Raw genomic sequence first — 14976 nt, forward strand, 5'->3', positions numbered from 1 at the left:
CCCGAGAAGAAGCTCGGCATCAAGGGCTCGCCGACCCGCGAGGTCTACCTCGACAACGTCCGCATCCCCGCCGACCGCATGATCGGCGCGGAGGGCACCGGCTTCGCCACCGCCATGAAGACCCTGGACCACACCCGGGTCACCATCGCCGCGCAGGCCGTCGGCATCGCGCAGGGCGCGCTCGACTACGCCAAGGGGTACGTGCAGGAGCGCAAGCAGTTCGGCAAGGCGGTCGCCGAGTTCCAGGGCGTCCAGTTCATGCTCGCCGACATGGGCATGAAGCTGGAGGCGGCCCGCCAGTTGACGTACGCCGCCGCCGGCAGGTCCGAGCGGGGCGACGCCGACCTGACCTACTTCGGCGCGGCGGCCAAGTGCTTCGCCTCCGACGCCGCCATGGAGATCACCACCGACGCCGTGCAACTGCTCGGTGGGTACGGCTACACCCGCGACTACCCGGTCGAGCGGATGATGCGCGACGCCAAGATCACCCAGATCTACGAGGGCACCAACCAGGTCCAGCGCATCGTGATGGCCCGCCAGCTCCTCGGCGGCTGACCCGGCCGGCGACTCCCCGGCCGGCGGCCCTGCCGACGCCTGACCGGCGGCCGGCCCGGCCGGCGGTCAGGCGTAGAGGCCCTCCAGCACCATCGCGCTGAACTGGCGCGCCACCTCGTCGACGCTGAGCGGGCCGCCGACGTTGAGCCACTGGTACGCCCAGGCGCACATGCCGACCAGCCCGAACGTGGCGATGCGCGGGTCGACGTCGGAGCGGAACGCCCCCCGGGCGACGCCGTCGGCGATCATCCCGGCGAAGGCCGACTCCACCAGGCCCCGCTTGCGGGTCACCTCGGCGAACAGGTCGGCGGTGAGGTTGCGCCGCTCCTGGTAGAAGATCGTCACGTGCGCCCGGTATTCGGCGACGCTGGTCAGGCTGAACCGGATCAGCTCGGCCACCCGCACCTTCGGGTCGTCGCTGCCGGCCTCGATCTTCGCGATCGCGGCGAGCTGCGCCTCCAGGTACTCCTCCTGGATGTGGCGCAGCAGGTCGTCCTTGCTCTCGAAGTGGTGGTAGAAGGCACCCTTGGTGAGCTTGGCCCGGTCGGCGATCTCCTGCACCGACGTGCGGTCGAAGCCGCGCCTCTCGAACAGCTCCAGCGCGCTGGCGATCAACGACTTGCGGGTGTTCTCCGGGTCGTAGCCGTCGGGCCACCGCTGCCGGCGACGGGTCGACTCCGGCCGGTTGGACGTGGCACGCACCATTGATGGCCTCCTATAGCCTGCGCAGCCCCACAATGCTACCGTCCGGTCGGAAGGAATGGGGTACGCGGCCCAGGGCGGTTCGCGCCGCGCCCCGTCGGTCAGGCCGCGCCCCCGTTGACGTACACCACCTGGCCATTGATCCAGCGGGCCGGGCCGGCCAGGAACGCCACCACCTCGGCGGTGTCGGCCGGGTCGCCGAGCCGCCCCATCGGCGACATCGCCGCCATCGCGGCGATCTTCTGCTCGTCCTTGCCCGCCAGGAACAGGGCCGTGCCGGTGGCGCCCGGCGCGACCGCGTTCACCGTGACGTCACGCCCGCGAAGCTCCCGGGCCAGGATCAACGTGATCGCGTCCACCGCCGCCTTGCTGGAGGCGTACGCGGCGTAGCCGGGCATGGACAGCCGGGGCGTCGTGCTGGAGATGTTGACCAGCGCGCCGCCGGGCCGGATCCGGCGGGCCGCCTGCTGGTCGACCACGAAGGTGCCACGCACGTTGACGCGGTGCACGCGGTCCAGCTCCGCCAGATCCAGCTCGGCCACCGAGGCGTACGACGCCACCCCGGCCGAGTGCACGACGACGTCGATCCCCCCGTACGTCCGCTCGGCGACGTCGAACAGCTCCGCCACCGCCACCTCGTCGGCGACGTCGGCCCGCACCGCTACGGCGTCCCCACCGGCGGCGACGATCCCCGCCACGACCTGCTCCGCCACGGACTTGCCGGTGACGAAGTTGACCACCACCGCGAAGCCGTCCGCCGCCAGCCGCTGCGCGATGCGCCGGCCGATGCCCTGGGAACCACCGGTCACGATGGCGACACGCTGCGGGACGGTCATGACGGTTCTCCTGGTCCTCACGGGGCCGGGACGGCGACGGCCGCCCCGGAGATCGAATTAGATCAGACGGCGTACGTCAAACGCTGCCCCCACGGTCGCCCCGCACCAGGCGCCGTGGGGGCAGCGGTCCACGCCGGGGCCGCCCACGGATCAGCCGGTCGCCGGCGCCACCCAGGAGGACCTGATCAGTTCCCGCTCGGTGGCGGCGAGGTGGGCGGTCGCGGCGAGCCAGGCCCAGGCGTACCGGTCCGGGTCGGGGTCGGTGAGTCGCCCGAACGCGTCCCGGCCGCGCCGGTCCGACTCCGCCACCAGCGCCGACGCCACCGCGGCGGCGGTGGCGAAGCCGGCCCGGCGCAACGGCGCCGCCAGCGAGGCGGCCTCGTCGCGGGCCGCCTCGGCCACCGCCCGGCGGCCACCCGAGACAGCCAGCTCCACCAGCCGACGCACCCGCCACAGCGGGGACTCCGCGACCGCGTCGACGGCCGGCGCCGACTGCGCCGCACCGGCCTGCGCACGGGGCGGCAGGTGCGAGCCCTGGATCTGGTCGTAGCCCAGGTCCGCCCGCCCGTGCCACTCGGGCGGCAGCCGCAGGGTCTCGGTGGCACCCGGCACCGCGCCGACCGCGAGCGGGCGCAGCGTGCCGGCCCGGTCGGGGTCCAGCCGGCCGACCGCCCGGATCCGCAGGCCCGGCCAGGACGCCAGCCGCCGCAGGTTGGCCACGTGCGCCAGCACCGGGTGCGGGTTGGCCGGCGCCAACCGGATCACCGGCCCGTCCGGCACCGGCGCCCGGTCCGCCCCCGCGCCGGGGGCCAGCTCGCGGGCCAGCACCTGGTCGCCGACCGCGCCGACCACCACCAGGTCGGCGCCGAGCAGCGCCGTGCCGGCCCGCCCCGCATCGGCCGGGTCGTCGACGGCGAGCTGCCCGGTCACCACCTCCGCCAGCGGCCGGGCGAACAGCTCCGCCAGCGCGCCGGTGGACCAGTCGGCCCCGGTGAGGGGGGTGGCCCGCACCCCCGCGCCGGCACCGAGCCGGCCGTCCGAAGAGACCGTGCTGCCGGTGATCCGCAGGCCGCCCCGGGCCAGCGCCGCGTGGTCGACCGAGGCCGCGCCCATCTCCGTGACCGCGTGGGCGCAGTCCCTGGCGCGGTTCGGGCCGCCCGGCTTCACGTCGGCGAACGAGAGCCGACGGCCGTCGGCGGCGACCAGGTGGGTGACCACGCCGGCGTACCCGGTCGCGCTGATCACCGGTTCCCGGCAGACGCCGTACACCTCCAGCGTGCCGTCCGGCTCGTAGGCCCGCCGCAGCACGCCGACCAGCGCCGGATCGGGATCGCCGGCGGCGAGCCGACCCGCCGCGTACAGCAGGTCGTGCAGCACCTCGACCAGGTCGGCGAGCCGGTGGCCGGTCTGCCGGGACCGGTGCGCGCGCAGGCCGCGCACCAGGCGCAGCGCGGCGGCCTCGGCGCGCGGCAGGCCGGCCAGGCGGGCGCCGTGCGCGGCGCGCAGCAGATCGGCCTGACCGACCGCGCCGGCGGCCGGGACACCGGAGGCGAGCACCGCGGCGGCGGCCCGCCACAGGGCGCTGGCGGCGGCCCGCTGCGCCTTCGTCGGCGCGCCACCGGCGACGGCCGGGCCGGCCGCGCCCGCCCGCCCGGCCCTTCTGGCCCGCCCGGTGCCGTCCGGGGTGGACGGCGCGGCGGGTGCCGGATCGGGGTGGCTGGCCGGGTCGGCGACCGGGCAGGCGGCCAGGACCGCCGCGAGGTGCAGGCAGCGGGGTGCCAGCAGGCAGTCGCACCGGGCCTGCTCCGGGCCGGTGACCGCGCCGGTCGGGCCGGGCCGCAGCACGACCAGGGCCTCCGGCCCACAGTCGACCGACACGCCGCCGTCGACCTGGCCGACCGGCAGCGCGGCCAGCCGCTCGACGGTGGCGTCCAGCCGCCGGCGCAGCCGCGACGGCAGGGCCGCCACCGCCGCGGCGGCGACCGCCGGCGACACCGGCGGCAACCGGTCCGCGGCCACGGCGGTGGGGGTACGGTTCGTCAACGTGATCCTCCCCGGACACGGTCGCCCACCCAGCGGGCGAGTTCGAGCGGGCTGAGCGCGGCGACCGGCATCCCGGCCGCGACGAGCTGCTCGGCGACCGGCACCGAGTAGCAGGGCAACCCCCGGTCGTTGAGCGCGGCGCAGCCCAGCAGGTGCACGCCGGCCGACGCCAGGGTGCGGACCTCGCCGAGCAGCCCGGCCAGCGGGTAGCCCTCCTCGAAGTCGCTGACCACGGCGACGATGGTGCGGCTCGGCACGGTCACCAGCGAGCGGGCGTGGGCCAGCCCGGCGGCGATGTGCGTGCCGCCGCCGACGCGCACCTCCAGCAGCAGCGACAGCGGGTCGTCGACCCGGTCGGTCAGGTCGACCACCTCGGTGGAGAAGGCGAGGAAGTGGGTCGACAGGGTGGGCACCCCGGCCAGCACGGCGGCGGTCAGCGCCGACCACACCACCGACGCCTCCATCGAGCCGGACACGTCGACCACCAGCACCAGCCGCCAGTCGGCCTCCCGGCGGGTGCGGGTGTGGAACACCGGGCGCTGCGGCACGACCACCGTCCGGCCGTCGCCGAGCCGCCGGGTGTGTGCCAGGTTCGCCCGCAGCGTACGGGCGAGGTTGATCCGCCCACCGGGGCGGCGGGTCGGGCGCGGGCTGGTCAGCCCGGTCAACGCCGGCCGCGCCTGGTTGGCCAACCGCGCGGTCAGCTCCTCGACCAGTCGCCGCACCAGGGGCCGCAACGCGGCCAGCTTCGCCTCGGGCAGGCCGCCCGCCAGCGACAGCACCGACGCCAGCAGCTCCACCGAGGGGCGCACCGAGGCCGGGTCGAGTTCGCTGAGCACGTCGGTGCGGCCGTTCTCGGCGGCCCGGGCGATGACCTCCTCGCGCACCGTCGTGCCGAACAGCGCCTCCAGTTCGTCGGCCCACTCGCGGGCCGTCGGGAAGGCGGGCTCCTGCCCACCGCCTGCCGAGGGGCCGAGGTCGATGCCACCCTCGCCGCGCCCCGCCCCGTACAACTCGTCGAGGGCGCGGGCGTAACGGCGGGCGTCGGCCGGCAGCCGGTCGGGTTGCCGGCCGAGCAGCAGCCGCCACCGGTCGGCCGGGGTCAGCCCGCCGCCCGGCGCAGCCGCCGCCCGGTCCCCGCCGCCGACGGGGGCGTCGACGGCACCGGCGTCCGGGCCCGGGAGCGGCAGGGCGCGGGCGAGTAGCACGGCCCGGCCGGCCGCGTCGGCGGTGGCCCACCGGGCCAGCAGCTCGGGCGGGGCGGACAGGGACAGGTCGAGCCGGTCGCCCAGCCGTTCGGCGACGGTGTCCAGCAGCCGCTCCCGGGCCGCCGGGGTGAGCGCGTCGAACCCGCCCCGCAGCGCGGGCAGCCGGTCCAGGAACTCGGGGTCGGTGAGTCGTTCGACCCGGTCCAGCAGCGGGTCCAGCGCGGCGGGCGCGGACTGCAGCAGGGGGTGCGCTGCGGTGAGCAGGCCGCCGAGCAGCCGGTGCAGGTGCCGTCGCGTGTCCGGCCCGGTGGCCGCGTCGACCCAGCCGGCCACGCGGGTGCCCAGGGTCGCCAGGTCGGTCAGGTCGAGCAGCACCCGGGCGGCCAGGGCGGCGCCCTGCATCAGCGCCGAGCCCGACCGGGTCAGGTCGTCGAGGGCGGCGTCCAGGCGCAGGCCGATCCGGTTCTGCCCGGCCCGCACGGCGAGGTCGACCAGGGCGGCCGCGTCGTCCGCGGCGTCGCTGCCGGCCAGGCCGGGCAGCCCGCGCACCGCCGCGTCCAGCAGCACGACGGCCAGCTCGGCCGCCCGGTCCCGGCTCTCGGCGGTGGTGCCGGGCAGGTGCTGCCGGCGCAGCGCCTCCAGCAGGTCCAGTGCGGCCAGCAGCTCCGGCAGCGTGCCGGTGGCGGGCAGCACGGCGGCGGCCAGGTCGAGCCGGTCGGCGACCAGCTCGGGCAGGTCGCACCGGGCGGCGTCGCGGAGCCCGGCGAGCAGCTGCGCGGCGGTGGGCCCGCCGTCGGCGACCTCGCGGCGGAACCGCTCCCGCAGCGTGCCGGTCGCGGCCAGCGCCGCGGTGACCCCGCGCACGCCGACCAGGTCCAGGCGGGCCGCCACGGACGGGGTCCAGGCCAGCTGCCAGCGGGTGGTCAGGGCGGCCCCGTCGCCGGTGCCGGTCACCGCGACGGGTTCGCCGTAGCCGACACCGCAGACGTGCAGGCGGTGCAGCAGGACCTCCCGCCGCCGGTCCAGGTCGGTGCGCAGCGGGTCCAGGCGGACCTCGCGGGCCTTCGGGCTGTCGGGGTGGGGCAGGCGCAGCGCGGCCAGCGCCGCCTCGACCGCCGGGCCGAGCCCGGAGCGGGGCGTGCCGGGGGCCGTCCGGCCCCGGTCGGCGCCGACCAGCACGGTCTCCAGCGCACGGGCCAGGGCGCGGCCCCGGCCGAGCAGCTCGCCCTGGCCGAGCACGGTGGTGACCGCCTCCAGCACCTCGCCCCGGCCGGGGGCGGGCAGGCCGCGCAGCCGGGCCAGGTCGTCGGCGAGCCGCACCGCCTCGGCGGCCTCGCCGGTGCCGGCGGTGTGCCCGGCCGCGCGCAGCTCCCGGCACACGTCGGTGACGGCGCGGGCGGCGGCGGCCCGGATCCGGTCCGGGTCACCGGCGGCGGCGAGGACGGCCTGCTGCCAGCGCGGGTCGCGGATCCCGGCCGGGTAGCCGGACCGGGAGTCGAGCAGGTCGAACGCGTAGGGCACCAGCGAGGTGGCGACGGCGTCGCCGGGTGGGGCGCTCGACCGGTCGGCCGCCCCGCCCAGCGGGCCGTCGGTCGACCGGGCCGGGCCGCCGGTGGCGGGGCCGGCGTGACCGGCGGCGTCGGGCGCGAGCAGGGCCGGGGCGTGGAAGGCGCCGACGACGGCGGCGACCCGCCGGCCGTCCGCGCCCGCGTCGGCCAGCACCCGGCGCATGTGCTCCTCGCGGGCCAGGTCCCGCGCCGGTACGCCCTCGTCGCCGGCGCTGTCGGCGCGCATCGCCCAGCCCACCCCGAGGGCGGCCCGGCGCACGGCCTCCGGCGGGCAGCCCGGGGCGCGTACCTCGACCACCCGGTCCCACATGTCGTCGCCGTCGCGGCCGGTGCCGCTGGCGCCGAGCCCGGCGGCGTAGCGCGCCGGGCGGGGGCCGGGCACGCCCTGGTCCGCGTCGGCACCGCCGACGGTCGTCGGAGCCGCGCCGGTGGCCGTCCAGCCGGGATCGGCCAACGGCAGGTCGCAGCAGATCACCTCGACGCCGCGCTGCCGGGCCCAGCGGATCGCCGCCAGCTCCGGCGAGAAGTCGGCGAACGGGTAGAAGCCCATCGGCCCGTCCGCGCCGTGGCTGCCGACCACGGCCAGCGGCGCCCGGGCGGCCGGGTCGGACAGGTACGGCAGCCAGTGCTGGAAGTCCGCCGGCAGCTCGACGGCGACCACCTCGGCCCCGGCGGCGTCCAGCAGGGCGGGGACCACCGACGCCAGGGCGGGGCTGTGGTGCCGCACCCCGATCAGGTAGGGCCGCGCCGAGGCGGCGAGGGCGTCGACCACGGCGCGCGGGTCGGCGGCCGACAGGTCGGTCGCGGCCGGGCCGCCTGCCGGCGGGTCGAGCACGGCCGGTGCGCCGGCCGGGCCGGCGGGTTCGCGGGACGGTGGCGTCACCGCAGGCTCGCCCGCAGGTCCCAGAGCCGACGCCACATCGCCGAGCCGTCCTCGGCGCGGCGGCGGACCGGGCCGTCCCAGTAGCCGAGCAGCCGGGCGTGGTCGTTCTCGTCGTCCTTGCGGACCACCCCCAGCAGGTGCCCGGGGACCAGGTCGAGCGGGTCACCGCCGGGCAGGTACGCGGCGGCCAGCCCGAGCGACGCCGCCACCTGCACCGCCTCGGCGGTGGACATCACGGTGCCGGGCCGCTCCACGTCCCAGCCCTCGCCCGACCGGCCGGTGCGCAGGTCACGGAACACCGTGATCAGGGCGTCGAGCACCGCGTCGTCCACCGTGTACGGTGCTCCGGCGCGCTCGACGGCGGCGGTGGCCTGCCGGCGGACCAGGTCGGTCTCGGTGCCCGCGTCGGCGATCGGGTGGACCGTCTCGAAGTTGAACCGGCGCTTGAGGGCCGAGGACATCTCCGACACGCCCCGGTCGCGCAGGTTGGCGGTGGCGATCACGGTGAACCCGGGCGTCGCACGGATCAGGCCGTCCCCGGTGCCGGACAGCTCCGGCACGTTCATCCGCCGGTCGGACAGGATGGACACCAGGGCGTCCTGCACCTCGGGCAGGCAGCGGGTGACCTCCTCGATCCGGGCCACCCGGCCGGTGCGCATCGCGGTCAGCACCGGCGAGTCGACCAGGGCCTGCGGGGTGGGGCCCTGGGCGAGCAGCAGCGCGTAGTTCCAGCCGTACCGGAAGGCGTCCTCGGTGGTGCCGGCGGTGCCCTGCACGGTCAGGGCGCTGGTGCCGCAGATGGCGGCGGCCAGCAGCTCCGAGAGCATCGACTTGGCGGTGCCGGGCTCGCCGACGAGCAGCAGGCCCCGCTCGCCGGCCAGGGTGACCACGCACCGCTCGACCAGGCTGCGCTCGCCGACGAACTTCGGCGCGATGGTCATGCTCGCCGGCAGCTCCACGCCGCCGGGGCGGCTACGCCGGTCGGCCGGCAGCGACAGCGCCTCGCCGTCGCTGCCCCGGATGAAGGTGACCACCGCGCGCGGGGTCAGCGCCCAGCCCGGCGGCCGGGCCCCGTCGTCGTACGCGGCCAGGAAGGCCAGCTCGGCGGCGTACCGCTGCTCGGCGGAGAGCACCTGGGCGGCGGCGTTGTCCGGCGCCGCGGTGGGGCGGACGTGTTCCGTCACGGTCACGGGGTTCCTCGATCTCTCACTGGTGTCGGACGTGCGGGAGGTCGGTGGTGGGGCCGGCGGCCCCACCACCGACGCGGGGATCAGCGCGGGGCGCGGGTGGCCGGGGCGTCGAGGCGGGGCGGGTCGCCGTCGCACGACCGCCGCCAGGCCCGCCGGTACAGGTCGGCGACCGGCTCGCCGGGCACGGTGACGCCGAGCGCGGCCGTGCCGTCGGGGGCCAGGTCGAACAGGGTGGCCTTCCAGCCCTCGATGGGGGCCTGCCCGCCACCGCGGGCCAGCCACGGGCCGGGCAGGAACAGCGACCGACCGGCCCGGGGCCGGCTGGCCGCGACGACCAGGCCGGTGCCGGCCAGCTCGGCGCGGGCGGCCTTGAGCCGGGCCGGCTTCCAGCCGGTCCACGTCGCCGTGTTGCGGTCGGTCGGGTCCGGCATGGCCAGCAGCATCAGGTACACCGCCGCCGCGTCGGCGCCCAGGCCGTGCGCCGTGGCCACCTCGGCGACGAGGTCGGGCACGGACCGGGTCGGGTCCTGCGGCCACCACGTCCCGTCGGCGGCCCGCTCGCCGCCGGCCGGGTCGCCGGGGTCGGCGAGCAGCGCCGCGAACCGCGGGTCGCGGACCAGCCGCAGGGCCACCTCCATCGGGTACGGCCGGGCCGCGTCGTAGCGCAGCGTCGGCAGGTACGGGTCCGTCCCGTCGGCGTCGAGCAGGTCCGGTCGCAGCGCGGGCGAGGGCTGGTCGTCGTGGGTGGCCAGCACGATCGCGCCGTAGCGTTCCCAGCCCTTCCCGGTCTCCGACGGGGTGCCCGCCACCTGGCGGAAGTTGGGCAGGGAGACGTACCGGTCGAGGTCGAGCAGCAGCTCCGGGTTGGCCAGCCGGTCCCGGATCGCGGCCAGGGCGGCCGGCAGCGCGGCCCGGCACGCGTCGCCGGCCGGCGTGTGGTGGGCGACCCAGGCGGTCAGGGCGACCGTCGAGGTCAGCACCGCGCCGGTGAAGCCGGTGGCCCGCTCGTCGACCGGCCGGGCCCGGTCGCCGCTGATCCGGAAGGCCAGGTCGGTGCTCAGCGCGACCGACCGGGCCGGGTCGAGCAGCGCCGGCAACGCCTGGGCGGGGCTCCAGGCCGCACGGACCGCGCGCACCGCCGCGGCGAGCAGGTGCTCGGGCACCACGACCCGGCGGCCGAGGGCGGCGTTCCAGACCGCCGCCGCCGCGTCGACGTCCGGCCCGTCGGTCCACAGCCGGGCCGGGTCGGCGGGCAGCAGGGCCGCGACCACGGCCCGGCGCAGCGGCGCGGCGGCCTCGTTGAGCACGCCGAAGGCCAGCTTGACCTCGGCGACCTGCCGGATGCCGAGCGCCCGGCGTGCCTCGACCGGCACGGGGGTCGCCGAGTCCGCGTGCGGCAGGCCGGCCAGCACCAGCTTCGCGGCGGTGGGGGTGACGCCGGTCAGCTCGGCGAACCGTTCGGCTGCCTCCGGCCGCCACGGCAGTGGGCCGCGCGCGGCCCACTCGGTGCGGAAGCGGGCCAGCCAGCCGGCCGGCCGGGCGTCGCCGACCGGGGTCGAGGCGTCCACCGTGTACGGCTCGGGCACGGCGAACACGCCGGCCGGGTCGTGGTACAGCGCGTCGAGGTGGTAGCCGGTGCGGGTGCCGCTGGCGGCGAGGACGGCGAGGAACGCCCCGTCGGGCAGCGGCAGGATGCCCGGCCGGGGATGCCGGCGCTTGCCCTGCGCGTCGTTCAGGTCGTCGTCGAGCAGGTGCAGCCGCAGCCGACGCCACCGGACGGGTTCGGTGGCGGTGGTCAGGTCGAGCCGGTCGAGTTCGGTGAGCAGGGCGGCCAGGTCCTCCCGCTGCTCGTCGGGGGTGACCGCCGCGACGGCCCGGTAGGCGACGGCCGCGACGCCGTCGAGCACCGGCCACCAGTGCAGGGCGCCGGGCAGCACCGGCCCGTCGATGTGCAGGCGCACCCCGGGGTCGACGCCGCCGGTGGCGGAGCGCTGGGCGTCCAGCGCCTGGAACTGGGTGAAGGCGTGGGCCAGGTCGGCCTCCCCGTAGGCCGTGCCGCGCAGCCCGTCGAGCGCCGCGCTGAGCCGCCGGTCGGTGGGGCCGGCGGCGGTGGCCACCGGGGCCTGCGCCGGCGCGGAGAGCGCCCGGGTGAGCCGCCCGGTCGCCGCGTCCAGGTCGGTGCGGACGCGGGCGGCCATCCGCAGCACCCCGGCGACCCCGGCGAGCAGGGCCTCGTGGCTGATCGCCGGCACCGCCGACCGGATCAGCGCGACCAGCGGGTCAGGGGCGGTGGTGGCCGGCCCGCCGGCCCGTGCCGGGGCGGTCGCGCCGGGGCGGCTGGCCGCCGCCTGCGTCGCCGCCGCGTCGGCCAGCTGGGCGCGTCGTTCGTCGACGGCGGCGGCGAGCAGACCGGCGACGGCGTCCCGGTCGATCCGGCGCAGGGCGGCGGAGCCGGCCTGGTCCCGGGGCAGCAGGTTGCCGAGGAAGTCCACGCCGGGCAGCGGCACCGCGCCGGGGGTGTAGTCCCGGCCGGACTCCCCGGCCACGGCCGACGCGACGCCGTCCGGGCCGAGCAGGGCGAGGTTGCCGAGCACAGCGCGGGGCCGCTCGTCGCCGGGCAGCACCAGCGCGGCGACCGGCTCCTGTCCCGCCGGCACGGTGGCGGCGCGGCCGGCCAGGTCCTCGCCGCGCACGGAGCCGTCGGGCCGGGTGACGACCCGCCAGCCGAGCAGGCCGTCCACCGGCGCGGCGGCCGGGGTCGCCTGCGGCGACAGGGCGGGCCGCAGCCAGCTCGTCCGCTCCGTGAGGCGCTCCCCGGCGGGCAGGTCGGCCAGGAACCGGGGCAGGCTGCGCCGGCCGTGGGCGCCGCTGGCCGGGTCGTGCTCGCGCCAGCCGTGGTCGCCGTCGTCGTCCCTGCGGTAGACCCAGCAGGTGACGCCGTCGGTGATGACCGGCAGCTCGTCGGGGACGGCGGTGTCCCCGGCGTGCAGCACGCCGCCGCCGGTGGTCCGCCCGCCGCCGGCCAGGGGCAGGGTGATCGTGTTGCGTCGCGGCTGGCTGCCGCGGGTGCGGCCCTGGAGAGGCTGCGGCTCGTCGGGGGCCGTGTGCCAGTAGCCGCGCAGGTTGTAGTCGAGCTCCTGGGAGCGCCAGAAGACCAGCAGGCGGCCGTCGACGTAGTGGTAGCCGGGCTCACCCCACCGGTCGCCGGCGGGGATGCGCAGGTCGTGGCGGAGCACGATGCCCTCGGCGCCGATGACGCGGACGGTGGTGGGGCCGCCGAGGATCACGTAGGGCCAGGCTTCCTGCCGGGTCGTCTCGATTCGGTGGTCGCCGCCGGTCACCTCCTGCCAGGCCGTCTCCCACTCCGGCCAGCCCAGCTCGTCGAAGATGCCGCCGCGCAGGCTGGCGGCGACCTGCTCGGCGAGGTCGACGCCGAGGGCCCACCCGAGGTCGCCACCAGGGCCGGCGTCGGGCCCGTCGGCGTCGTCGGTGACCAGTCGCAGCGCCTCGGCCGGGAGCCCGCCCAGCCAGCCCACCGACTCCCGCAGGTACGGCAGCCCGGCGGTGAACCGGTCGCGGACGCGGCCCCGCAGCCAGTCGGCCAGCAGGGGCCGCAGGCCCGGCGTGTCGGCCAGCCGGCGCAGCGTCTCCGACTCGTTGTCGAGCCGGGCCAGCCCCCGGCGCAAGGGCTCGGTGAACCGGTCGTCGCCGGCCAGCGCGCGCAGGTCCCGTTCTCCCCCGGTCCTGGCCCACTGCGCCAGGTCCAGGGTCTCGCGCTGCCGCGGCGCGGCAACCGGCAGGTCGAGGGCGAGCAGCAGGTCGAGCAGGTCCAGGTCCTCGCCGATGGCGAGGGTCTCGCCGCTGTCGGCCAGCTCGGCGCGCAACCGGTCGGCCATCCGTTCGACCAGCGGATACAGCGCCGCAAGCCGAGGGGGACGGTAGCCGGAGGTGGCCCGGTCGAGGAAGCGGCGCAGCCACCCGGCGGCACCGTCGCGGGGGCGGGCCGCGTCCGGCACGTCGGGGTTCCACAGCCCGGTGAGGGCGCCGGTCTCGGTCAGCAGGGCCAGCCAGGAGACCAGGTCGTCCCGGTCGGTGGGCATCAGGTCGAGCAGGTTGCCGCGCACCGCCGGCTCCCGGCCGGCCAGCGCCGCCACCGCGGGCAGGTGCGCCCGCCACCAGCCGGCCGGCGCCCCGGCGACGGCGGGCAGCCGGAGCAGCTCGGTCAGGTAGGCGGCCACCCGGTCGGCGGCGCCGGCGTCGGCCTTGCCGGCGGCTCGGGCCAGCCGGTTGACCGCGGTGGCCGACTGGGTGGACGGCACCACGCCGGTGGTGGCGGCCCGCAGCGCCAGCCGGCAGAACCGGTCCAGGGCCTCGCCGGGCGGCAACTGGGCGGACAGCTCCCGCGCGTAGCCGGCCAGCGCGGCGCCGGACACCACCTTGGCGGACGCGAACTCCAGGTAGACCTCGTCGAGCCGGTTCAGGTCGATGGGCAGGCCGTGCTGCGCCTCCGCCCGGCGCGCCTTGTTGAACAGCTGCGTCGCGTAGGTGTCCTGCCCGACGGCCAGGAACACCCGCGCCGCCTGCTCGAAGAACGTCGGCAGCACGTGCGGCAGCGTGCGGGCGAACCGCTCGGCGACGGCCAGGTGCCCGTCCAGGGCGACCTTGGGCCGGGACCGGGCCTGCCGGGCGAGCTTGCGCAGCTCGGGCACCACCGCCAGGACGTGCCGGCCGTCGGCCGGGTGGTGGACCAGCACCCACTCGGGGAACGCCAACGGACGGCGGGGGCCGAGCCCGACGACGGCCGGCTCGGCGGCCGGGGCGAGGCCGAGGAAGCCCACGGCGGCGTCCTCGCCCTCGCCGAGGGCGGCGTCGACCAGCCGTACGACCGGCCGGTCACCGAGGACCGGGTGCCCGTAGCTGCGGGCGGTCAGCGGCACCGCGACGTCGCCGGCCCCGGCGGCGCCGGTCGGCAGCACCGCCCCGGCGGCCAGCAGGCTCTCCGCCGACGGCGGGGCCGCGGTGGTGGTGGTCGCGGTGGTGGTCGCGGTCATGCCGTCCTCCCCGTGGTGGTCGCGGCGCCGGACAGGGCCGTGGCCATGCGCATCCCCTCCGACCAGGCGACCGGCCCGACCTCGGCCAGCCGCAGGGTCGGCCCGTCCACGACCGTCCAGGACAGGCCGCCCAGCGTCGCCTCGGAGTCCCAGTAGTCCTCGTCGAAGCCCAGGGCGGCCTCGACCGTGTGGCCGCCCTCCCAGACGCGGCACCTGACCTGCGAGCCGGAGACCCGGAAGCCGAACGTGGCGGCCCGGACGGCCAACCGGTTGGGCACCTTCGTGCCCCGGAAGTCGATGACGGTGGTGTCCCGGTCGGTCTGGGTCGCGGGCCGGGACCAGGTGCCCCGGTGCAGTTGCTCGACGCGCTGGGTGATGTCGAGTTCGTCGGCGAACTCGCGCAGGTCGGCCAGGGCGGGCAGGTGCGCCGGGTGGGGCAGCCGGGCAGTGGTCGGCGACAGCCGGACGGTCTCCCCGTCGAGGTCGACCATCCGCAGGTCGCCGCCGTCGGTGACGTCACGCAGGAAGCCCGGCGCGGCCGGGTCGTCGCCGAGCACCACGAGGTCGCGCAGCGCGTCCCGCCAGGCCGGGTCCGGCCAGACCCGGGCCAGCAGCGCGGTCGGCACCGGCAGCGAGGACACCACCCAGGCGTCGACCCGGGCCAGGCACTCGGCGGCGTGCCGGTCCAGCCACTGGGCGAGCTGCCGCAGCCGGTCGACCTCCGGGTCGTCCCGCAACGCCTTGGGGAGGGTCTTCAGTGGACGCCCGGTGGCCCGTGGGCCGGCCGACCGGGCCGCCACCTTTCCGTCCACGAGGGAGATCTCGTACGAGTCTCCCACCGCTAGCCAGCCCATCAGGAACACCCTCCGCAATGGCGAAATCACCAGATTCCCCAAGGAATCCGTCATGATCGACGACGCACGGAGGCTAACAGTAGCGA

At 77.6% G+C, this 14976-nt stretch carries 8 protein-coding genes; 1 reads left to right on the top strand and 7 read right to left on the bottom strand.

Features of this window, described 5'->3' with window-relative positions; translation table 11 throughout:
• Positions 1-555 (top strand): acyl-CoA dehydrogenase family protein (locus tag GA0070558_RS18220; RefSeq protein ID WP_256092003.1); only part of this gene is annotated, 555 nt, incomplete at its 5' end.
• A 66-nt stretch (positions 556-621) separates the two neighbouring features.
• Here the strand turns inward: GA0070558_RS18220 and GA0070558_RS18225 are convergent.
• The 7 genes from GA0070558_RS18225 to GA0070558_RS18255 form a co-directional block, all read right to left on the bottom strand.
• Positions 622-1260: a TetR/AcrR family transcriptional regulator gene (locus tag GA0070558_RS18225; RefSeq protein ID WP_091281606.1), complete on the bottom strand. Its 639-nt coding sequence runs from the start codon at positions 1258-1260 to the stop codon at positions 622-624.
• Positions 1261-1358: 98 nt separating this feature from the next.
• Positions 1359-2093, bottom strand: a complete 735-nt coding sequence (locus tag GA0070558_RS18230) for an SDR family oxidoreductase (RefSeq protein ID WP_091281610.1) — start codon at positions 2091-2093, stop codon at positions 1359-1361.
• Positions 2094-2243: 150 nt separating this feature from the next.
• Positions 2244-4136 (bottom strand): SWIM zinc finger family protein, encoded by a 1893-nt coding sequence (locus GA0070558_RS18235; RefSeq protein WP_218107019.1) that lies wholly within the window; start codon positions 4134-4136, stop codon positions 2244-2246.
• Positions 4133-7795, bottom strand: coding sequence for a DUF5682 family protein (locus GA0070558_RS34470; protein ID WP_256092004.1), 3663 nt, complete (start codon positions 7793-7795; stop codon positions 4133-4135). The genes GA0070558_RS18235 and GA0070558_RS34470 overlap by 4 nt, the downstream gene beginning before the upstream one ends.
• On the bottom strand, positions 7792-8985 hold the full coding sequence (locus GA0070558_RS18245) for an ATP-binding protein (RefSeq protein WP_091281614.1): 1194 nt from the start codon (positions 8983-8985) through the stop codon (positions 7792-7794). The genes GA0070558_RS34470 and GA0070558_RS18245 overlap by 4 nt, the downstream gene beginning before the upstream one ends.
• Before the next feature lie 80 nt (positions 8986-9065).
• Positions 9066-14036 carry a hypothetical protein gene (locus GA0070558_RS18250; protein ID WP_091281617.1) on the bottom strand — a complete coding sequence of 1657 codons (4971 nt, stop codon included), beginning with the start codon at positions 14034-14036 and terminating at the stop codon, positions 9066-9068.
• Entirely contained in the window at positions 14033-14890 is an 858-nt protein-coding gene (locus GA0070558_RS18255; protein WP_091281920.1) for a DUF4132 domain-containing protein, read from the bottom strand. Before GA0070558_RS18255 ends, GA0070558_RS18250 begins: the two co-directional genes overlap by 4 nt.
• Between the last annotated feature and the right edge of the window lie 86 nt (positions 14891-14976).

This window comes from Micromonospora haikouensis, from assembly GCF_900091595.1.
GTDB lineage: Bacteria > Actinomycetota > Actinomycetes > Mycobacteriales > Micromonosporaceae > Micromonospora > Micromonospora haikouensis.